21 protein-coding genes are annotated in these 18,777 nt (G+C 61.9%); 17 read left to right on the top strand and 4 right to left on the bottom strand.

Annotation, left to right across the window (positions count from 1 at the left end; genetic code table 11):
• Nucleotides 1-183: 183 nt before the first annotated feature.
• The 9 genes from mdcA to madM all read left to right on the top strand — a co-directional run bounded on the left by mdcA (nt 184) and on the right by madM (nt 7,457).
• A complete protein-coding gene (gene mdcA / locus AC1DKH_RS02840; RefSeq protein WP_477797357.1) occupies nt 184-1,854 on the top strand; it encodes a malonate decarboxylase subunit alpha in 1,671 nt (556 codons plus the stop codon).
• Nucleotides 1,854-2,744 (top strand): triphosphoribosyl-dephospho-CoA synthase, encoded by an 891-nt coding sequence (locus AC1DKH_RS02835; protein ID WP_477797356.1) that lies wholly within the window; start codon nt 1,854-1,856, stop codon nt 2,742-2,744. Before mdcA ends, AC1DKH_RS02835 begins: the two co-directional genes overlap by 1 nt.
• A complete protein-coding gene (locus tag AC1DKH_RS02830; RefSeq protein WP_008001147.1) occupies nt 2,744-3,043 on the top strand; it encodes a malonate decarboxylase subunit delta in 300 nt (99 codons plus the stop codon). The genes AC1DKH_RS02835 and AC1DKH_RS02830 overlap by 1 nt, the downstream gene beginning before the upstream one ends.
• The gene (locus tag AC1DKH_RS02825; RefSeq protein ID WP_477797355.1) at nt 3,036-3,887 is read left to right on the top strand and encodes a biotin-independent malonate decarboxylase subunit beta; all 852 of its coding nucleotides are present in this window, start codon (nt 3,036-3,038) and stop codon (nt 3,885-3,887) included. Before AC1DKH_RS02830 ends, AC1DKH_RS02825 begins: the two co-directional genes overlap by 8 nt.
• The gene (gene mdcE / locus AC1DKH_RS02820; protein WP_477797354.1) at nt 3,884-4,687 is read left to right on the top strand and encodes a biotin-independent malonate decarboxylase subunit gamma; all 804 of its coding nucleotides are present in this window, start codon (nt 3,884-3,886) and stop codon (nt 4,685-4,687) included. The genes AC1DKH_RS02825 and mdcE overlap by 4 nt, the downstream gene beginning before the upstream one ends.
• The gene (locus tag AC1DKH_RS02815; protein WP_477797353.1) at nt 4,681-5,301 is read left to right on the top strand and encodes a malonate decarboxylase holo-ACP synthase; all 621 of its coding nucleotides are present in this window, start codon (nt 4,681-4,683) and stop codon (nt 5,299-5,301) included. The genes mdcE and AC1DKH_RS02815 overlap by 7 nt, the downstream gene beginning before the upstream one ends.
• Nucleotides 5,298-6,209 (top strand): malonate decarboxylase subunit epsilon, encoded by a 912-nt coding sequence (gene mdcH, locus AC1DKH_RS02810; RefSeq protein ID WP_477797352.1) that lies wholly within the window; start codon nt 5,298-5,300, stop codon nt 6,207-6,209. The genes AC1DKH_RS02815 and mdcH overlap by 4 nt, the downstream gene beginning before the upstream one ends.
• Before the next feature lie 65 nt (nt 6,210-6,274).
• Nucleotides 6,275-6,691, top strand: coding sequence for a malonate transporter subunit MadL (gene madL / locus AC1DKH_RS02805; RefSeq protein ID WP_477752483.1), 417 nt, complete (start codon nt 6,275-6,277; stop codon nt 6,689-6,691).
• 1 nt (nt 6,692) lies between these two features.
• Nucleotides 6,693-7,457 carry a malonate transporter subunit MadM gene (gene madM / locus AC1DKH_RS02800; RefSeq protein ID WP_103396750.1) on the top strand — a complete coding sequence of 255 codons (765 nt, stop codon included), beginning with the start codon at nt 6,693-6,695 and terminating at the stop codon, nt 7,455-7,457.
• A 111-nt stretch (nt 7,458-7,568) separates the two neighbouring features.
• On the opposite strand, the gene AC1DKH_RS02795 is transcribed toward madM, so the two are convergent.
• Nucleotides 7,569-8,483: a LysR family transcriptional regulator gene (locus AC1DKH_RS02795; RefSeq protein ID WP_057712939.1), complete on the bottom strand. Its 915-nt coding sequence runs from the start codon at nt 8,481-8,483 to the stop codon at nt 7,569-7,571.
• A 57-nt stretch (nt 8,484-8,540) separates the two neighbouring features.
• Here AC1DKH_RS02795 and AC1DKH_RS02790 point away from each other — a divergent pair, with 57 nt between their 5' ends.
• Both AC1DKH_RS02790 and trhA read left to right on the top strand, forming a co-directional pair.
• The gene (locus AC1DKH_RS02790; protein ID WP_477797351.1) at nt 8,541-8,681 is read left to right on the top strand and encodes a hypothetical protein; all 141 of its coding nucleotides are present in this window, start codon (nt 8,541-8,543) and stop codon (nt 8,679-8,681) included.
• A gap of 54 nt (nt 8,682-8,735) precedes the next feature.
• Nucleotides 8,736-9,353 (top strand): PAQR family membrane homeostasis protein TrhA, encoded by a 618-nt coding sequence (gene trhA / locus AC1DKH_RS02785; protein ID WP_477752481.1) that lies wholly within the window; start codon nt 8,736-8,738, stop codon nt 9,351-9,353.
• On the opposite strand, the gene AC1DKH_RS02780 is transcribed toward trhA, so the two are convergent.
• Entirely contained in the window at nt 9,350-10,267 is a 918-nt protein-coding gene (locus AC1DKH_RS02780; protein ID WP_477797350.1) for a LysR family transcriptional regulator, read from the bottom strand. The two genes, trhA and AC1DKH_RS02780, sit on opposite strands and share 4 nt — an antisense overlap.
• Nucleotides 10,268-10,376: 109 nt before the next feature.
• Between AC1DKH_RS02780 and AC1DKH_RS02775 the strand changes: the two genes are divergently transcribed.
• From AC1DKH_RS02775 to AC1DKH_RS02765, 3 genes are read left to right on the top strand one after another with little or no spacing between them, the layout of a single operon-like run.
• Complete coding sequence (locus AC1DKH_RS02775) at nt 10,377-11,618, top strand: D-amino acid dehydrogenase (protein WP_477797349.1); 1,242 nt, start codon at nt 10,377-10,379, stop codon at nt 11,616-11,618.
• Between the two features lie 27 nt (nt 11,619-11,645).
• Nucleotides 11,646-11,996: a RidA family protein gene (locus AC1DKH_RS02770; protein ID WP_477797348.1), complete on the top strand. Its 351-nt coding sequence runs from the start codon at nt 11,646-11,648 to the stop codon at nt 11,994-11,996.
• 29 nt (nt 11,997-12,025) lie between these two features.
• Nucleotides 12,026-12,928, top strand: coding sequence for a transporter substrate-binding domain-containing protein (locus tag AC1DKH_RS02765; RefSeq protein WP_477797347.1), 903 nt, complete (start codon nt 12,026-12,028; stop codon nt 12,926-12,928).
• 59 nt (nt 12,929-12,987) lie between these two features.
• Here AC1DKH_RS02765 and AC1DKH_RS02760 read toward each other — a convergent pair whose 3' ends face one another.
• Nucleotides 12,988-13,707 carry a 16S rRNA (uracil(1498)-N(3))-methyltransferase gene (locus tag AC1DKH_RS02760; RefSeq protein WP_477797346.1) on the bottom strand — a complete coding sequence of 240 codons (720 nt, stop codon included), beginning with the start codon at nt 13,705-13,707 and terminating at the stop codon, nt 12,988-12,990.
• Nucleotides 13,708-13,886: 179 nt separating this feature from the next.
• A complete protein-coding gene (locus tag AC1DKH_RS02755) occupies nt 13,887-15,293 on the bottom strand; it encodes an adenosylmethionine--8-amino-7-oxononanoate transaminase (RefSeq protein WP_477797345.1) in 1,407 nt (468 codons plus the stop codon).
• Between the two features lie 223 nt (nt 15,294-15,516).
• Between AC1DKH_RS02755 and AC1DKH_RS02750 the strand changes: the two genes are divergently transcribed.
• The 3 genes from AC1DKH_RS02750 to AC1DKH_RS02740 all read left to right on the top strand — a co-directional run bounded on the left by AC1DKH_RS02750 (nt 15,517) and on the right by AC1DKH_RS02740 (nt 18,717).
• A complete protein-coding gene (locus AC1DKH_RS02750) occupies nt 15,517-17,271 on the top strand; it encodes a flavin monoamine oxidase family protein (RefSeq protein ID WP_477797344.1) in 1,755 nt (584 codons plus the stop codon).
• A gap of 265 nt (nt 17,272-17,536) precedes the next feature.
• Nucleotides 17,537-18,088, top strand: coding sequence for a cytochrome b (locus AC1DKH_RS02745; protein WP_477797343.1), 552 nt, complete (start codon nt 17,537-17,539; stop codon nt 18,086-18,088).
• A 35-nt stretch (nt 18,089-18,123) separates the two neighbouring features.
• Nucleotides 18,124-18,717 (top strand): YceI family protein, encoded by a 594-nt coding sequence (locus AC1DKH_RS02740; protein ID WP_477763142.1) that lies wholly within the window; start codon nt 18,124-18,126, stop codon nt 18,715-18,717.
• Nucleotides 18,718-18,777: the final 60 nt, after the last annotated feature.

The raw sequence follows: 18,777 nt of genomic DNA, 5'->3' as shown, positions 1-18,777 counted from the left end.
GCAAGCCCGCTCCTACAAGGTTTTGTGTGCACCGCAGAGCCACTGTAGGAGCGGGCTTGCCCGCGAAGGCGTCAGTCCAGACAACCATTACCCTGAGCGTAACGATCCACCGCTCTGCTTGATTGATGCCCCCACCCAACACTCCTAAGGTGACCCCCACGACAGCGAACCCGTGGAGTGGTCATGACAACAACAATATCCCCCGACTCGCGATGGACGCGGCGGCGCAGCGAAAAGCAGCGGCGCCTCGAACAGGTGCGAGGCCTGGCCGACGGTGTGGTGTTACCCACCGACAACATCGTCGCGGCACTTGAGGCGCTGATCCTGCCCGGCGACCGTGTGGTACTGGAGGGCAACAACCAGAAACAGGCGGATTTCCTTTCCCGTTCTCTGGCCAAGGCTGACCCCGCGAAGCTGCATGACCTGCACATGATCATGCCCAGTGTCGGACGCTCCGAGCACCTGGACCTGTTCGAACGCGGTATTGCCCGTAAGCTCGACTTCTCTTTTGCCGGCACCCAAAGCCTGCGCATCAGCCAGTTGCTCGAGGACGGCCTGCTGGAAATCGGCGCGGTCCACACCTACATCGAACTCTACGCACGGCTGGTGGTGGACCTGATTCCCAACGTCGTGTTGTCGGCCGGGTTCATGGCCGACCGCGCGGGCAACATCTACACCGGGCCGAGCACCGAAGACACCCCGGCGCTGATCGAGCCAGCGGCCTTCAGCGACGGCATCGTCATCGTCCAGGTCAACCAGTTGGTGGACGACGTCAGCGACCTGCCGCGGGTCGACATCCCGGCGTCCTGGGTCGACTTCGTGGTGGTGGCCGACAAGCCTTTCTACATCGAACCGCTGTTCACCCGCGACCCACGGCACATCAAGCCCGTGCACGTGCTGATGGCGATGATGGCGATCCGCGGTATCTACGAAAAACACAACGTGCAGTCCCTCAACCACGGTATCGGTTTCAATACTGCGGCCATCGAACTGATCCTGCCGACCTATGGCGAGTCCCTCGGCCTCAAAGGCAAGATCTGCCGCAACTGGACCCTCAACCCGCACCCGACCCTGATTCCCGCCATCGAAAGCGGCTGGGTCGAAAGCGTGCATTGCTTCGGCACCGAACTGGGGATGGAGAACTACATTGCTGCGCGGCCGGATGTGTTCTTTACCGGGCGCGACGGCTCCCTGCGTTCCAATCGGATGTTCAGCCAACTGGCCGGGCAATACGCCGTGGACCTGTTCATCGGCGCGACTTTGCAGGTCGATGGCGACGGTCATTCTTCCACCGTGACTCGCGGACGCCTGGCCGGTTTCGGCGGGGCACCGAACATGGGTCACGACCCGCGCGGTCGTCGCCACGGCACACCGGCCTGGCTCGACATGCGCAACACCGATGTGACCGAGCCGATGCTCGAACGCGGTAAAAAACTCGTGGTGCAGATGGTCGAGACCTTCCAGGAGGGCGGCAAACCGACCTTCGTCGAAACCCTCGATGCCGTTGATGTGGCGAAGAAAAGCGGCATGCCACTGGCGCCGATCATGGTCTACGGCGACGACGTCACCCATTTATTGACCGAAGAGGGCATCGCCTATCTGTACAAGGCGCGCTCGCTGGAAGAACGCCAGGCGATGATCGCCGCCGTCGCCGGGGTGACCGCCATCGGCCTGCGCCACAACCCCAAAGACACCGCGCGCATGCGCCGCGAAGGCCTGATCGCCTTGCCCGAAGACCTCGGCATCCGCCGCACCGACGCCACTCGCGAATTGCTCGCGGCGAAAAGCGTGGCCGATCTGGTGGAATGGTCCGGTGGCCTCTATAACCCGCCCGCCAAGTTCAGGAGCTGGTAATGCACGCACTTAATCTGCAAACCAAAACCCTGAGCCTGGCCGAGCGGCTGGCGGACCTGGCGGTGGACGCGCTGATCGACGAGGCTGATCTGTCGCCGAAACCGGCACTGGTCGACCGTCGCGGCAATGGCGCCCACACCGATTTGCACCTGGGGTTGATGCACGCGTCGGCGTTGTCCTTGTGGCCGGCCTTTAAAGAAATGGCGGAAGCCGCCATCGAGTTCGGCGAGGTCGGATTGCCCCTGCGCGAAGCCGTGGGCCGCATCGGTCGCGAAGGCGAGCAAGTGATGCTCGACACCACCGGCGGCGTGAATACCCATCGCGGGGCGATCTGGGCCTTGGGCCTGTTGGTCACGGCCGTGGCGCTGGAACCTCAATCCTGCAGCGCTAATAGTGTGGCGATACGTGCTGCGCTGTTGGCCTTGCTCGACGACCGTTTTGCACCACGTCCGCTCAGTCACGGTGCGCAAGTCGCCCAACGCTACGGCGCTCGCGGCGCCCGTGAAGAAGCGCAACTGGGTTTTCCGGCGGTGATCCAACGTGCTCTGCCACAACTGCTGCGCAGCCGCGCCACCGGCCATGGCGAACAGAACGCCCGGCTCGATGCGCTGCTGGCGATCATGACGAATCTGGCCGACACCTGCGTGCTTTACCGCGCGGGCGAAGAGGGGCTGAACACCATGCAGCGGGGCGCCCGGGCGGTGCTCGACGCGGGTGGCAGTGCCAGCCTCGCCGGACGTCGCCGCCTGCATGAGCTGGACCAACAACTCATCGCGTTGAATGCCTCGCCCGGCGGTGCTGCCGACTTGCTTGCAGCCTGCCTGTTCATCGACCGTATCGAGTCGGACGACGGCCTCATCCTCTGCCATTCAAGAAGGGAAGCGTTTTGATGGAAACTTTATCCTTTGAATTCCCCGCCGGGCAGCCACCACGCGGCCGCACACTGGTGGGTTGTGTCGGCTCGGGTGATCTGGAAGTGCTGATCGAACCGGGTCAGGCCGGCAAGCTGACAATCAACGTGCAGACCTCGGTCAATGGCAGCGAGCAACGCTGGCAGCATCTGTTCGCACGGATGTTCGACGGCCAGACGCCACCGGCGATGGCCATCGACATCCACGATTTCGGTGCGACACCCGGCGTGGTGCGCCTGCGTCTGGAACAGGGCTTCGAGGAGATCGGCCATGACTGACAGCGCATCCCTGCTCAACAAGCACAGCTTCGTCGAACTCGGTGCCCGGCAACGGGCCAAGGCCCTGCTCGACGCCGGCACTTTCCGCGAACTGCTCGACCCCTTTCAACGGATCATGTCGCCGTGGCTGTCGCGCCAGGGCGTGGTGCCACAAGCCGACGACGGTGTGGTGATCGCCAAGGGCAATCTCGATGGTTTGCCGGTGGTGATCGCGGCCATCGAAGGTGCGTTCCAGGGCGGCAGCCTGGGTGAAGTCGGCGGAGCAAAAATTGCCGGTGCACTGGAGCTGGCCGCCGAAGACAACCGCAACGGCATCCCGACCCGCGCCGTGCTGCTACTGGAAACCGGCGGCGTGCGCTTGCAGGAAGCCAACCTCGGCCTGGCGGCAATTGCCGACATCCACGCGGCGATTGTCGATTTGCAGCAGTACCAACCAGTGGTCGGTGTGGTGGCGGGCAGCGTCGGTTGCTTTGGCGGCATGTCGATTGCCGCCGGGTTGTGCAGTTATCTGTTGGTGACCCAGGAAGCGCGACTCGGCCTGAACGGCCCGCAGGTGATCGAGCAGGAAGCCGGACTCGAAGAATACGATTCCCGCGACCGCCCCTTTATCTGGAGCCTGACCGGTGGTGAGCAGCGTTTCGCCAGTGGTCTGGTGGATCGTTACGTCGATGACGATGTGGCGCAGATTCGCCAACAGGTGGCTGAGTTGCTCCAGCAGGGTTTGCCTGCACAGCCGCGCAGCCAGCAGGCCGAGTTGTTCCTGCAACGCCTGGCGCGTCTGGATGCCGAACCGCAAATCGAGCCTTCTGTGGTTCGCGATCTGTACGAAGGAGAACACCCATGAGTTCGTATTCCCTGCGAGGCTTGAACTGGTTCAACGCCTTGAGTGCCGGGGCGAAAGCGGTCGAGGGTTTGCCGGCTTCGCTGAAGGTCGCCGACGGTTCGCTGGGCGATCAGCCTGTGCGTTTCATTGCGGTGGTGGCCGACCCGGAAAACCGCTTCGTCCGTGCACGCAACGGCGAGGTGGGTTTGCTTGAAGGCTGGGGCCTGGCCAAGGCCGTGGATGAGGTGATTGCCGCCGATGCTGACAAAACGCAGAAGCGCGCAGTGATCGCCATCGTCGACGTGCCGAGCCAGGCTTACGGTCGACGCGAGGAAGCCCTTGGCATTCATCAGGCGCTGGCTGCTGCGGCGGATAGTTATGCCCGTGCCCGTCTGGCCGGTCATGCGGTGATCGGTTTGCTGGTGGGCAAGGCAATGTCCGGGGCTTTTCTGGCCCACGGCTATCAGGCCAACCGCTTGATCGCCCTGCGCGATCCGGGGGTGATGGTGCACGCCATGGGCAAGGCGTCGGCGGCACGGGTGACCTTACGCAGCGTCGAAGAGCTCGAAGCCCTGGCTGCCAGCGTGCCGCCGATGGCCTATGACATCGACAGCTATGCCAGCCTCGGGTTGCTGTGGGAAACCCTGTCGGTGGAACAGATCGAGCAGCCGACCGCGGCGGATCTGGCGCGGGTGACCGAGTGCCTGGGTCAGGCGATAGGTGATGTCGCCGGGAAGGGCGCGGATCTCAGCGGTCGTCTCGGTGCGGCTAACCGTGCGGCGTCGAGCAAGGTTCGCCAATTGCTGAGAGCGCAGTGGTGAATGCGCTTCTGGCTCACGACCTGCTGTGGGGCATGACTTCGCAGCAGTTGCCTGCGGGTACGCCTGCGTGGGTGATCGAGTCGATCAGTGCCGGTCAGCCGGTGGTGGTCCGTCGCGCCTTGAGCGCGTCGGGGTGGGTGGCGGTGGGCGTGCGCGGGCCGTTGCGCGAACAGCGATTTGCGGCGGTGATGGAAGTCGCTGCCATCACGCGGCGGGTGCGGCCGGAAGAGCTGTGCCATGTTCAAGGCCCGCGCGATTTCCCGGCGCTGCGCGCCTTGGCGCAACTGCGCTCGCACCTCGATGACAGTGGCTGGGTCTGGGGTGTCAGCGGTAGCGCCGGGTTCGAGTTGGCCAGTGGATTTTCCGCTTTGCATGAGGGCAGCGATCTCGATCTGATCCTGCGTACGCCGCGCCCGTTGAGTCGTATCGACGCCCAGGCGTTGGTGGCCATTCTTGATGCAGTCGTGTGCCGCGTGGACCTGCAATTGCAGACTCCGTCGGGCGCCGTTGCCTTGCGCGAATGGGCCGGTGCTTCGTCGCGGGTCCTGCTGAAAAATGCCACCCAAGCCACTCTGGTTACTGATCCGTGGAATCCACAGGAGCAAGCAGCATGAGCAGCTTGCTGGTGTTCCCCGGCCAGGGTGCGCAACAACCCGGAATGCTCGCGCGTTTGCCTCGGGAAACGTTGAACGAGGCGAGCGATCTGCTCGGTGAAGATGTGACGCAACTGGATTCTGCGGAGGCGTTGCAGTCGACGAGGGCGGTTCAGCTTTGCCTGCTGATCGCCGGTGTCGCCGCTTCACGCCAGCTGGCGATGGCCCCGGACTACGTGGCCGGCTTGTCGATCGGCGCTTACCCGGCAGCGGTGGTGGCCGGTGCCCTGGGTTTCAGCGATGCGTTGCATCTGGTCAGCCTGCGCGGTGAGTTGATGCAACAGGCTTATCCACAGGGCTACGGCATGACCGCGATCATCGGTCTGGACCTGGCCACGGTGGAGAGTCTGTTGGCTCAGGTGCATATCGCAGAAATGCCGGTTTATCTGGCCAATATCAACGCCGATAACCAGGTGGTGATTGCCGGTAGCGACGCGGCGATGAAAGTGGTGGCGGAGTTGGCGAAAGGTTGCGGGGCTGGCTTGGCCAGGCGGCTGGCAGTGAGCGTGCCGTCCCACTGCCCATTGCTTGAGGTGCCCGCGCAACGGTTGGCCGAAGCCTTCGCCAAGGTGCCGCTGCAAACCCCGAAGATCGGCTACCTGAGCGGCAGTCGCGCGCGTCCGCTGATCAAGCCTGAAGCCTTGCGTGACGACCTGGCCTTCAACATGTGCCGCATCGTCGATTGGCGCGGCACAGTACAAAGCGCCTACGAGCGCGGCGTACGTCTACAGATCGAACTGCCGCCCGGTGCGGTTCTGACCGGGCTGGCGCGCCGGGTGTTCGAGCAGGGCACCGTGATTGCCTTCGACGGTGCCCGGCTCGATACCTTGCAGGCGCTGATGCGTGAGGAGGGCAGCCGCCACTTTTAAATCACCCGACTTAAGGCTTCGAACAACAAAAACAACATTCGAAATGCACTTTGAGGACTACAACAATGATTATTTACGGTGTGGCGCTGTTGGCGATCTGTACGCTGGCAGGGGTGATCATGGGTGACATGCTCGGTGTGTTGCTGGGAGTGAAGTCAAACGTCGGCGGTGTCGGGATCGCGATGATCCTGCTGATCTGCGCACGGTTGTGGATGCACAAGCGTGGCGGCATGACCAAGGATTGCGAGCTGGGCGTCGGCTTCTGGGGCGCGATGTACATCCCGGTGGTGGTGGCGATGGCCGCGCAACAAAACGTGGTCACGGCGCTGCATGGTGGTCCGGTGGCGGTGTTGGCGGCGATCGGTTCGGTGGTGATCTGCGGCTGCACCATTGCCCTGATCAGCCGGACCCACAAAGGCGAACCCTTGCCCGATGAACCGGCGGATGTAACGCCGGTTGGCGCACCGGCAGGAGGTCGCTGATATGTGGGATCTCATCAAGAACGGTCTGGAGCACAACGGTCTGGTCACCGCATTCGCCTTTGTCGGCGTGATCATGTGGGTGTCAGTGGTGATCTCCAAACGCCTGACCTTCGGGCGCATCCACGGTTCGGCGATTGCCATCGTCATCGGCCTGGTACTGGCCTGGGTCGGTGGCACGATGACCGGGGGGCAAAAAGGCCTGGCGGATTTGACGCTGTTTTCCGGCATCGGGCTGATGGGTGGCGCCATGCTGCGGGACTTCGCCATCGTCGCCACGGCGTTCGAGGTGCAGGCCACGGAAGCGAAAAAGGCCGGCTTGATCGGCGTGATCGCGCTGCTATTGGGCACGGTGCTGCCGTTTATTGTCGGCGCGTGCATGGCCTGGGCATTCGGTTACCGCGACGCGGTGAGCATGACCACCATTGGCGCCGGTGCGGTGACTTACATCGTCGGGCCTGTCACCGGAGCGGCCATTGGCGCCAGTTCCGATGTGGTGGCGCTGTCGATTGCCACCGGCCTGATCAAGGCGATTCTGGTGATGGTGGGTACGCCGATGGCGGCGCGCTGGATGGGCCTGGACAATCCGCGCTCGGCGATGGTGTTCGGTGGGCTGGCCGGGACTGTCAGTGGCGTGACCGCCGGTTTGGCGGCGACGGATCGGCGCCTGGTGCCTTATGGCGCGTTGACCGCGACCTTCCACACTGGGCTTGGCTGTCTGCTGGGGCCTTCGCTGTTGTTCTTCATTGTTCGCGGGATTGTCGGGTAAGTCGCAGGATCTTCGCTGACTGTACCGACGTCATCGCGAGCAAGCTCGCTCCCACATTGGAATGCGGTCTCCTGTGGGAGCGAGCTTGCTCGCGATGGCCGCGACACGGTTTCAAGCCTGCCGATTGGCATACATCCGACACTCCGCCAGCAACGCCAGCAGATTCGGATCACGCTCCTTGGCCTTCAGGAACACCACGCCAATGTGCTGCTGCAACCGGTACTTTTCCTGCAACGGGATCAGCTTCACCCGGTTCTCGTACACCGCCGCAATCCGCCCCGGCAGCAACGCATAACCCACGCCCGAACTGACCATGCTCAGCAGGGTGAAGATGTCGTTGACCTGCATCGCCACCTTCGGCTCGAACCCTGCCTGCTCGAATACCCGCTTGCCGTCCTGGTGGGTGGCGAAGCCCTGGGTCAGGGTGATGAAGGTTTCGTCGCGGACCTCGGCCAGGTCGACTTCAGTTCGCTGGGCAAACTTCGAGTCGGCGGGCGTGGCGAGGAAGATGTCGTCGGAAAACAGCGGGATCTGCTCGCAATCCGGATCGTTGACACTGTCGTCCAGCGACACCAGGGCCGCATCGACTTCCATGTTCTTGAGCTTGTAGAGCAGGTCGATATTGGAGCCCAGAATCAGGTCGATGTTGAGCTCGCTACGGCGGATCTTCAAACCCATGATCAGCTGCGGCACGGTCTTCACCGTCAGTGAATACAGCGAGCCCAGTTTGAAACGTTCGGCGGAGAACCCGGCGGCTTCGCGGGTCAAGCGTACACTTTCGACGACGTCCTGAATCAGCTTCTGTGCCCGCTCTTCCAGTACATAAGCGCTTTCCAGCGGCGTCAGGCTGCGGCCTTCGTGCTTGAACAAGGGGCAGCGCAGGGCGCTTTCCAGGGAATGGATCGCCCGATGCACGCTGACATTGCTGGTCTGCAATTCGGCCGCGGCCCGCGCCAGGTTGCCGGTGCGCATGAAGGCCAGGAACACCTCGAGTTTTTTCAGGGTCAACTCTTCATCGATCAGCATGGGGCGGACTCTTTTTGGAATGACTCGATTGTGCCCAATTGGCTAACGTTTGGCTCGATGGCTTTCGTAGGAGCTGCCGAAGGCTGCGATCTTTTGATCTTGATTTTCGCTGCCCTTGAAGGTGCTGAAGATCAAAAGATCGCAGCCTTCGGCAGCTCCTGCACGGGATTGCGCTATACGGAAACATTGCGCTTTTAACCTTGAGGCCTGAGCCTTGCGCAAGGCGGTAACGAATTTTGAGGTGAGCAACGCATGTATCACGGGGAAAGACTCAACGCCTGGACGCATCTGGTCGGGGCAGTGGCGGCGTTTGTCGGCGGGGTGTGGCTGATTGTGCTGGCCAGTCTCGACGGTAGCCCGTGGAAGATTGTCAGTATGGCGATCTACGCCTTTACCTTGCTGGTGCTTTACAGCGCATCGACCGTTTACCACAGCGTGCGCGGGCGCAAGAAAGCGATCATGCAGAAGGTTGATCACTTCTCGATCTACCTGTTGATCGCCGGCAGCTATACGCCGTTCTGCCTGGTGACCCTGCGCGGGCCGTGGGGCTGGACGTTGTTCGGGATTGTCTGGGGGCTGGCGCTGATCGGCATCCTGCAAGAGATCAAACCGCGTTCGGAAGCACGCATTCTGTCGATCGTGATTTACGCGGTGATGGGCTGGATCGTGTTGGTGGCGGTCAAGCCGTTACTTGCGGCGCTGGGCGCCGCCGGATTTGCGTGGCTGGCATCAGGCGGGGTGTTGTACACCGTCGGGATTATCTTTTTTGCCCTGGACGACCGGCTGCGGCATGCCCACGGGATCTGGCATCTGTTCGTGATCGCCGGGAGCTTGCTGCACTTTGTGGCGATCTTGTTTTATGTGCTTTAAGGCTGTACCGGAACCAGGCGATCCAGCTGCTCCCGGGCTCGACGGCTGAATACCTGCAACAGGTCGTTCAAGGTGTGGGGCGGTGGTTCGGCGGCGCGGGTCACTGCGTACAGGGTGATGGGTAGCGGCGGTGCCAGAGGGCGGATCGTTGTGCTGGCGCAAGAGGCGCCAAGGGCGGTGAACGGATCGATCACCGCCAGGCCCGCGCCGGATTCCACCATCGCCCGTGCCAGTGAGTAGGTTTGCACGGCGATGCGTACCCGCGGCGGCGGTTCGACCGCTTCCAGGTAACTGTCGAGCCGCGCGGCCAGCGGATCAGCGCTGGATAAACCGATCAGCGGCGCATCCGCCAGCGCCATCAGCGGCAACGGTTTACCCGCCTCTTCCTGAGGCCAGTAACCACTCGGCGCCAGCACCACCAGCACGCCGGACGCCAGCGCTTGGGCCTTGAGCCCCGGGTGATCCGGGCGTTGCAGGGTCAGGGCGACATCCACTTCGCGCATCAACAGGTTCTGCACCAGTTCGCGACTGTGGGCGCTGGAGAGTTCGCAAACGATGTCCGGGTAACGCCCGGTCCATTCGTGAATGGCCGGCGGCAGCAATGACAGGGCCAGCGCCGGGGTGGCACCGATGCGCAGGCTGTGGCCAGGCTCGCGGCGCAGGCTCTGCGCCAGGCGTCGCACGCCTTGCAGGCTTTCGCTGACCTTGTCCACTTCGCGCTCCAGCTCCAGCGCTTCCGGCGTCGCCTGCAACTTGCCGCGTACCCGCAGGAACAACGGGAAGCCCAATTGCTGCTCGGCGTGCTGCAACACCTTGCTCACTGCCGGTTGCGAGACGTGCAGCAATTGCGCGGCAGCGCTGATCGATCCGGTCTGGCGGATGGCCTGGAAAATCTCGATATGGCGGAGGCGCATGGCAAGTCCATAACCTTTGTTTATGGGATTGCCATCTTTATGCATTGTTCAACGTCTGTCACCTGGCTCTAACCTTGGCCTTGTCTTCACAACGGATTTAGGGACTGACATGGCTCAGCGTGTGTGCATCATCGGTGGCGGCGTGATTGGCCTGGCAACGGCCTATGCGCTGGTGCGCGACGGCTTCGAGGTGACGGTGGTCGAGGCACGGGACTCGCTGGGCAGCGAAACCAGCTTCGCCAACGGCGGCCAGTTGTCCTATCGCTATGTCGCGCCACTGGCCGACGCCGGTGTGCCTTTGCAAGCCATCGGCTGGATGCTGCGCGGCGATTCACCGTTGAAGCTGCGCCCGCGCTTCGACCCGGCCCAGTGGCGCTGGATGGCGGCGTTCCTCGGCGCCTGCCGCCGCTCGGTCAACCGCGAGAACGCCGCGCACTTGCTGCGCCTGGCGCTGTTCAGCCAGGACACCTTGAGGTCCTGGCGCGAGGACGATGGACTGGCGGGATTCCAGTGGCGGCGCAATGGCAAACTGGTGACTTTCCGTCAGAACAGCAGCTTCGAGCATGCGCGCCAGTCTCTGGCCGACCCGCAGCAACAGCAGGTGTTGTCGCCGGCCGAATGCGCGCAGCTGGAACCGGCGCTGACCGATGCGCCCTTTGTCGGGGCAATCTACACCCCGGACGAAGAGGTCGGCGATTGCCACGGTTTCTGCCAGCAACTGGCCGCACGACTGAAGGCGTCCGGCCGTTGCGAATTTCTCCTCGGGCAAGCGGTGACCGGCATTCGCCACAGCAACGGCAGCGTCAACGCCATCGAACTGGGCGAACACGTGCTGCCGGTCGAGCAACTGGTGATCGCCGCCGGTCACCGCAGCCCACTATTGGCGCTGCCCGGGCTGCAACTGCCGCTTTATCCGCTCAAGGGCTACAGCCTGACCGTGCCGATCGGCGCCGGTCACCGGGCACCGGACGTGAGCATTACCGACTACGACCGCAAGATCGTCTACGCCCGCATCGGCGAACAATTGCGGGTGGCGGCGATGGTCGACATCGTCGGCTTCGACCCTGCGCTGGACCCCAAACGCCTGGCACTGATCAAGCGCCAGGCCCATGACACCTTTCCCAATGCCGGCGCCTATGACGAAGCCGTCGAGTGGGCCGGCATGCGCCCGGCCACCCCCAGCAGCGTGCCGTTGCTGGGCGCGACGGCGTATCGCAACCTGTGGCTCAACCTCGGCCACGGCGCGCTGGGCTTCACCCTGGCATGCGGCAGCGGGCGCTTGCTCAGCGAGCTGATCGGCGAGCGCGAGCCTTCCATCGACCTGCATGGTTTCAACCACCGGGCCGCCTGAACACCGATCTCTGAAGAGGACACTGCAATGACCATTACCCGACTGCACAGCAACCCGCGCCTGTCTGGCGCCGTGACCTTTGGCGACCTGGTGTTTCTCTCCGGACAGGTGCCGGGCGATGCCCTGGATGTCAGCGGCCAGACCCGCGAAGTGCTGGCGAAAATCGATACCTTGCTGGCCGAGGCGGGCAGCAACAAGGATCATCTGCTCAGCGCGACCATTTACCTGAAGAACATCACCGAGGATTTCGCCGCGATGAACGAGGTCTGGTCGGCCTGGCTATCGCCGGGGCAGGTACCGAGCCGCACCACCGTGCAGGCCGAACTGGCCCGTCCGCAGGTGCTGGTGGAAATCACCGTCATCGCTGCATGCGTCTGATAAACCAACACCCACAACGGAGAATAACAATGCAAAAAATCACGTTGCTCGCTTGTACGCTTGGCCTGTTGCTCGGCAGTCAGGTTCAGGCCAATGAAGCGCCGCTGACCGGCACCCTGAGCAAGATCGCCAGCGCCAACAGCATCACCCTGGGCTATCGCGATGCTTCGGTGCCGTTCTCCTACGTGGGTGATCATAGCGGCAAGCCGATGGGTTACTCGGTGGATCTGGCGGGCAAGATCGTCGAGCGCATCCAGCAGCAACTGGCACTGCCAGACTTGAAGGTGAACTACAACCTGGTGACCTCGCAGACCCGCATTCCACTGGTGCAGAACGGCACCGTGGACCTGGAGTGCGGCTCCACCGGCGTGACCGCCGAACGGCAGAAACAGGTGGCTTTCTCCTATGGCTTCATCTACGTCAAAGGCCAGTTGCTGACGGCGAAGGACAGCGGGATCAAGAGCTTCGCTGACCTGCGCGGCAAGAACGTGGTGACCACCGCCGGCACCACCAACGAGCGCTTCCTGAAAAGCTACAACGTCGATCACAAGATCGACATGTTCGTGATCAGCGCCAAGGACCACGGCGAAGCCTTCCAGATGCTGCAATCAGGCCGGGCGGTGGCGTTCTACATGGACGACGCGCTGCTCTATGGCGAGCGCGCCAAGGCTCAAGACCCGCACAAGTGGGTGGTAGTCGGGGAGGAGCAATCGCGTGAGATCTACAGTTGCATGGTGCGCAAGGACGACCCGCAGTTCCTGGCGCTGGTCAACGGTGCGTTGGCGGATCTGTACAGCTCGGGCGAGATCAACGGCATCTACAAACGCTGGTTCGAGCAACCGATCCCGCCGAAGGGCTTGAACCTCGAGTTCCCGATGACCAGCGAACTCAAGGCGATCATTGCCAAACCGGTGAGTGATCCGGTGCAGTAAAATACAAAAGATCGCAGCCTGCGGCAGCCTGTAGGAGCTGCCGCAGGCTGCGATCTTTTTTAGAAGTCACCCCAGAGTTGCTGGGCCACCGCCAGTGCGACAACCGGCGCGGTTTCGGTGCGCAGCACCCGTGGACCGAGGCGGGCGGCATGGAAGCCGCCGGCCTTGGCCTGATCGACTTCGGCATCGGACAAACCACCCTCCGGACCGATCAGGAATGCCAGACTTGAAGGCTTGGCATGGCTCACCAGCGGTTCGGCCACCGGGTGCAGCACCAGTTTCAACTCGGCTTGCGTTTGCTTCATCCAGTCAGCCAGCAACAACGGCGGATGAATCACCGGTACTCGCGAGCGACCGCACTGTTCGCAAGCGCTGATCGCCACCTGGCGCCAATGCAGCAGGCGCTTGTCGGCGCGCTCGTCCTTGAGCCGGACTTCGCAGCGTTCGGTGAAGATCGGGGTGATTTCAGTGACGCCCAGTTCCGTGGCCTTCTGAATTGCCCAGTCCATGCGCTCGCCCCGGGACAGGCCTTGGCCGAGATGGATTTGCAGCGGCGACTCGACCTGCCCGGCGAAGCTTTCATCGATCTGCACCACCACGCGCTTTTTGCCGACTTCGACCAGCCGGGCGCAAAACTCCTGGCCCGAGCCGTCGAACAGTTGCAACGCATCACCCTCGGCCATGCGCAGCACGCGGCTGATGTAATGGGCCTGGGCTTCGGGCAACTCGTGCTCGCCGATGCTCAAGGGGGCGTCGATGAAGAAGCGGGACAGTCTCATGCTGGGTCTCTGAAAAAGGTGCAAATCATCTGAAGGTCGTACCGACCTTATCGCTGGCAAGCCAGCTCCTACAGGTTAGGTGCTGCACACAAAATTTGTGGCACACACAAATCCTTGTAGGAGCTGGCTTGCCAGCGAAAGCGGTCTACCAGGTCCCACAGGATTACGGTTGAAATCAATCAACCCGGATCACGGAACCCCGGATGGAAGTCCTTCTGCACCGCCACGCTGACGCTGTCACGGGTCGCAATGTCGATCCCTTCGCTGGCCACTTCGGCGAGGAAGTCGATCTGCTCCGGGGTAATCACATACGGCGGCAGGAAATACACCACGCTACCCAGTGGACGCAGTAAAGCACCGCGCTCCAGGGCGTGCTGGAACACCTTCAGGCCGCGACGTTCCTGCCATGGGTAAGCCTCTTTGCTGGCCTTGTCCTTGACCATCTCGATGGCCAGCACCATGCCGGTCTGGCGCACTTCGGACACGTTCGGGTGGTCGACCAGATGCGCGGTGGAAGAGGCCATGCGCTGCGCCAGGGCCTTGTTGTTCTCGATGACGTTGTCTTCTTCGAAAATATCCAGGGTCGCCAGGGCCGCTGCGCACGCCAGTGGGTTGCCGGTGTAGCTGTGGGAGTGCAGGAAGGCGCGCAGGGTCGGGTAGTCGTCGTAGAAGGCGCTGTAGACCTCGTCTGTAGTCATGCACGCCGCCAGCGGCAGATAGCCGCCGGTCAGGGCCTTGGACAGACAGAGGAAGTCAGGGCGGATGCCGGCCTGTTCGCAGGCGAACATCGTCCCGGTGCGGCCGAAGCCGACGGCGATTTCGTCGTGGATCAGGTGCACGCCGTAGCGGTCGCAAGCTTCTCGCAGCAGCTTGAGGTAGACCGGGTGGTACATGCGCATGCCGCCGGCGCCCTGGATCAGTGGCTCGACGATCACCGCCGCAACTGTGTCGTGGTGCTCGGCCAGGGTCTGTTCCATCGCGGCGAACATATTGCGCGAATGCTCTTCCCAGCTCATGCCCTCGGGCCGCAGGTAGCAATCCGGGCTCGGCACCTTGATGGTGTCCATCAACAGCGCTTTGTAGGTCTCGGTGAACAGCGGCACGTCGCCCACCGACATCGCCGCCATGGTTTCGCCGTGGTAGCTGTTAGTCAGGGTGACGAAGCGCTTCTTGGCAGGCGTACCGCGGTTGAGCCAGTAGTGAAAGCTCATTTTCAGCGCGACTTCGATGCAGGACGAACCGTTATCGGCGTAGAAGCACCGGGTCAGGCCTTCCGGCGTCATCTTCACCAGGCGCTCGGACAGTTCGATCACCGGTTGATGGCTGAAACCGGCAAGGATCACATGTTCGAGCTGATCGACCTGGTCCTTGATGCGCTGGTTGATCCGCGGGTTGGCGTGCCCGAACACATTGACCCACCAGGAGCTGACCGCATCGAGGTAGCGCTTGCCTTCGAAGTCTTCCAGCCACACGCCTTCACCGCGCTTGATCGGGATCAGTGGCAGTTGTTCGTGATCTTTCATCTGGGTGCAGGGATGCCACAACACGGCGAGATCGCGTTGCATCCACTGATTATTGAGGCCCATTTTCACTCTCCTGGAGGCGGTCCGTGACCAGCGCGGACAAACAATCGCGCAAGCCTATGCAATGCGTGCCACGGGGACAACCCATTGTGTCGAATGAGCTACTTTCTACAGGCCGATAGACGTTGCTGGCGGGCGTCTGAAGGCTGACGTATCCTTCGCGGTTCTTGAGCCGTCTGGCTCGCAAAAACTGCTGTTTTCCTCGTGTGATTCCGGAGTTCGCTGAATGTCTGTCGGTTGGCTGCGCGCCTGTGCGCTGGTGATGTTGGGGCTGTTCAGCGTGTCTGCGCTGGCCAAGGATAAAACCGCGATCGTGATCGGCGGCGGCCTGTCGGGCCTGACTGCTGCGTACGAGCTGCAGAACAAGGGCTGGCAGGTCACCCTGCTGGAAGCCAAGTCGAGCCTGGGCGGCCGTTCCGGCATGGCCACCAGCGAGTGGATCGGCAACGACAAGGTCCAACCGGTGCTGAACAAATACGTATCGAACTTCAAACTGAGCACCACGCCGGCCCCTGAATTCGTGCGGACCCCAGGCTATCTGATCGATGGTGAGTATTTCTCCGCCGCCGACCTGGCGACCAAACAGCCGGCCACCGCCGAGGCGCTCAAGCGCTTCGACAAGACCGTGGACGATCTGGCGCGCTCGATCGACGACCCGCAGAACCCGGCCGCCAACAACACGCTGTATGCGCTGGATCAGATCAACGTGTCGAGCTGGCTCGACAAGCAGAACCTGCCGGCCACCGCCCGGCAGTTGATCAACCAGCAGATCCGTACCCGCTACGACGAACCTTCGCGTTTGTCGCTGCTGTACTTCGCGCAGCAGAGCCGCGTTTACCGAGGCGTCTCCGATCGTGACCTGCGGGCTTCGCGCCTGGTCGGTGGCAGTCCGGTGCTGGCCCAGGCCCTGGTCAAGCAGCTGAAAACCATCAAGACCAATTCCCGGGTCTCGTCAATCACTCAGGACAAGGACGGCGTGATCGTCAAAGTCGACAGCGTCAGCTATCAGGCTGACTACGTCGTGCTGGCCGTGCCACTGCGTGCCCTGGACAAGATCCAGATGACCCCGGCGCTGGACGCCCAGCACCTGGCGGCGATCAAGGGCACCAACTACGGATGGCGCGACCAGATCATGCTGAAGTTCAAGACGCCGGTGTGGGAATCCAAGGCGCGCATGTCTGGCGAGATCTACAGCAACACCGGCCTGGGCATGTTGTGGATCGAGCCTGCCCTGAAGGGCGGTGCCAATGTGGTGATCAACCTGTCCGGCGACAATGCGCGAGTGATGCAGGCGTTCGGCGACAAGCAGATGGTCGATCAGGTGTTGATTCGCCTGCATGCGTTCTATCCGCAGGCTCGCGGTTCGTTCACTGGTTATGAACTCCGTCGCTACAGCACCGACCCGTCGACTGGCGGCGCCTACCTGGCCTTCGGTCCGGGCCAGATCAGCAAATTCTGGCGCCTGTGGGAACGCCCGATTCAGCGCGTAACCTTCGCTGGCGAACACACCGACACCCTGTACCCGGGCACCCTGGAAGGCGCGTTGCGCACTGGTCAGCGTGCAGCCAGCCAGGTTGAAGACCTGGCGGCGGGCAAGTCGTTCGAACCGGCGAAAGTGGTCCCGGCCGCTGCCGCTGCGGCGGGCACTGGTGCGGTGGCGGCGAAGAAAGGCAATTTCTTCAGCAACCTGTTCGGCGGCTCCGATGACGAGAAGAAGCCAGAGCTGGTCAAGGCACCTGAGCCGGTTGCACCGCCAGCGCCTGCTCCGGTGCCAGCCCCGGCGGTCGCACCGGCCCCGGTGGAAGCACCGAAGCCTGCGACCCCGGTAAAAACCGAGCCGGCCAAAAAGGCTCCGGCAAAACCGGCTGCCAAGACTGAGGCGAAAAAAGCCCCGGTCAAGGCACCGGCCAAGAAAACCGAGCCGGCCAAGAAGCCAGCGGCTAAACCTGCGGCGACTCCGGCAATGGATGCCAAGGCGTAGTAAGCCCTGGGACAAAAAGAACGCGGCGTAAATGCCGCGTTTTTTTTGCCTGAAGAAAGCCGGGGTCAAAAATCGAATAAAACATTTGGTACAGGTGTTCTTCGGTTTGTATTCATTTTTTCTAACACTTTCGACTTTAATCTTTCCTTAACTTGCCTGTTTCAGACTCTTGATCGTATTTCTCGATATTTCAAAGCGAAATTTTCGGCTTTAATTCGATAGATAACTCGATAGTCTTGGGCCAGCACTTACAGGGATCTAGGCAATGCAGCTACGTAACTCTACCTCCCGCTACGGCTGGGTCAGCATCTTCATGCACTGGGGCGTGGCACTGGCCGTGTTCGGTTTGTTCGCCCTCGGGGTGTGGATGGTCGGCCTCGGCTATTACGACCCTTGGCGCAAGACCGGGCCGGATCTGCACAAGAGCATCGGTTTGATCTTGCTGGGCGTCATGGTGTTGCGGGTATTGTGGCGTTTCATCAGCCCGCCGCCGCCAACCCTGGCCAGCTATAGCCGCATGACGCGTCTGGGTGCCATGTTCGGCCATGCCTTTCTGTATCTCTGTCTGTTCGCTGTGATGATTGCCGGTTACCTGATTTCCACCGCAGAAGGTGCCGGGATTCCGGTGTTTGACTGGTTTGAAGTGCCTGCCCTGGTTTCCGGACTGCCGGACCAGGCAGATAACGCCGGTGCGATTCACCTCTACCTGGCGTGGGTGCTGGTAATTTTTTCCGGCCTCCATGCGTTGGCAGCATTGAAGCACCACTTTATCGACCGTGATGTGACCCTCAAGCGAATGCTGGGTCGCAAAGCCTGAAGTTCAACCTCGACTCCCAAGGAAAACAAAGCATGTTGTTGAAAAAGACTCTCGCCGCTCTGGCAATCGGTTCGGCCCTGCTGTCCGCTAATGTGATGGCTGCTGACTACGTAGTAGACACAACAGGCCAACACGCCTTCGTCAACTTCAAGATCAGCCACCTGGGCTACAGCTTCATCACCGGTACCTTTAAGACCATGGATGGCAAGTTCAGCTTCGACGCTGCCAAGCCTGAAGACAGCAAGATCGAGTTCAACGTGAACACCGCCAGCGTTTTCACCAACAACGCCGAACGTGACAAGCACGTCTCCAGCAAAGACTTCCTGAAAGTGGCTGATTTCCCTAAGGCCACGTTCGTGTCCACCAGCGTCAAAGCCACCGGTAAAAACGCCGCTGGCAAAGACACGGCCGACGTGACCGGCGACCTGACTATTGCTGGCGTAACCAAGCCAGTCGTGATCAAGGCCACTTTCCTGGGTGAAGGCAAGGATCCATGGGGCGGCTACCGTGCAGGCTTCGAGGGCACTACCAGCATCAAGCGTTCCGATTTCGGCAAGATGATGGACTTGGGCCCACAGTCCGACGCGGTCGATCTGTACATCACGTTTGAAGGTGTCAAAGCGAAGTAATGCTGAGACTGTAGGAGCGAGCCTGCTCGCGAAAAACCTGAGAGCGCCGCGGAGCATCAG

The organism is Pseudomonas sp. 05L36, assembly GCF_056398125.1.
Note: the sequence above shows the minus strand (reverse complement) of the source record. Positions and strands in the feature narration are given on the sequence as shown.

Bases quoted from the DNA above. Each gene is read 5' to 3' on its own strand.
- AC1DKH_RS02765 (WP_477797347.1), top strand. From the start codon at position 12,026: ATGCAAAAAATCACGTTGCTCGCTTGTACGCTTGGCCTGTTGCTCGGC.
- AC1DKH_RS02760 (WP_477797346.1), bottom strand. From the start codon at position 13,707: ATGAGACTGTCCCGCTTCTTCATCGACGCCCCCTTGAGCATCGGCGAG.
- mdcE (WP_477797354.1), top strand. From the start codon at position 3,884: ATGAGTTCGTATTCCCTGCGAGGCTTGAACTGGTTCAACGCCTTGAGT.
- mdcA (WP_477797357.1), top strand. From the start codon at position 184: ATGACAACAACAATATCCCCCGACTCGCGATGGACGCGGCGGCGCAGC.
- AC1DKH_RS02745 (WP_477797343.1), top strand. From the start codon at position 17,537: ATGCAGCTACGTAACTCTACCTCCCGCTACGGCTGGGTCAGCATCTTC.
- AC1DKH_RS02790 (WP_477797351.1), top strand. From the start codon at position 8,541: ATGGCTTTCGTAGGAGCTGCCGAAGGCTGCGATCTTTTGATCTTGATT.
- trhA (WP_477752481.1), top strand. From the start codon at position 8,736: ATGTATCACGGGGAAAGACTCAACGCCTGGACGCATCTGGTCGGGGCA.
- madM (WP_103396750.1), top strand. From the start codon at position 6,693: ATGTGGGATCTCATCAAGAACGGTCTGGAGCACAACGGTCTGGTCACC.
- AC1DKH_RS02795 (WP_057712939.1), bottom strand. From the start codon at position 8,483: ATGCTGATCGATGAAGAGTTGACCCTGAAAAAACTCGAGGTGTTCCTG.
- AC1DKH_RS02830 (WP_008001147.1), top strand. From the start codon at position 2,744: ATGGAAACTTTATCCTTTGAATTCCCCGCCGGGCAGCCACCACGCGGC.
- AC1DKH_RS02775 (WP_477797349.1), top strand. From the start codon at position 10,377: ATGGCTCAGCGTGTGTGCATCATCGGTGGCGGCGTGATTGGCCTGGCA.
- AC1DKH_RS02770 (WP_477797348.1), top strand. From the start codon at position 11,646: ATGACCATTACCCGACTGCACAGCAACCCGCGCCTGTCTGGCGCCGTG.
- mdcH (WP_477797352.1), top strand. From the start codon at position 5,298: ATGAGCAGCTTGCTGGTGTTCCCCGGCCAGGGTGCGCAACAACCCGGA.
- AC1DKH_RS02825 (WP_477797355.1), top strand. From the start codon at position 3,036: ATGACTGACAGCGCATCCCTGCTCAACAAGCACAGCTTCGTCGAACTC.
- AC1DKH_RS02780 (WP_477797350.1), bottom strand. From the start codon at position 10,267: ATGCGCCTCCGCCATATCGAGATTTTCCAGGCCATCCGCCAGACCGGA.
- madL (WP_477752483.1), top strand. From the start codon at position 6,275: ATGATTATTTACGGTGTGGCGCTGTTGGCGATCTGTACGCTGGCAGGG.
- AC1DKH_RS02755 (WP_477797345.1), bottom strand. From the start codon at position 15,293: ATGGGCCTCAATAATCAGTGGATGCAACGCGATCTCGCCGTGTTGTGG.
- AC1DKH_RS02750 (WP_477797344.1), top strand. From the start codon at position 15,517: ATGTCTGTCGGTTGGCTGCGCGCCTGTGCGCTGGTGATGTTGGGGCTG.
- AC1DKH_RS02835 (WP_477797356.1), top strand. From the start codon at position 1,854: ATGCACGCACTTAATCTGCAAACCAAAACCCTGAGCCTGGCCGAGCGG.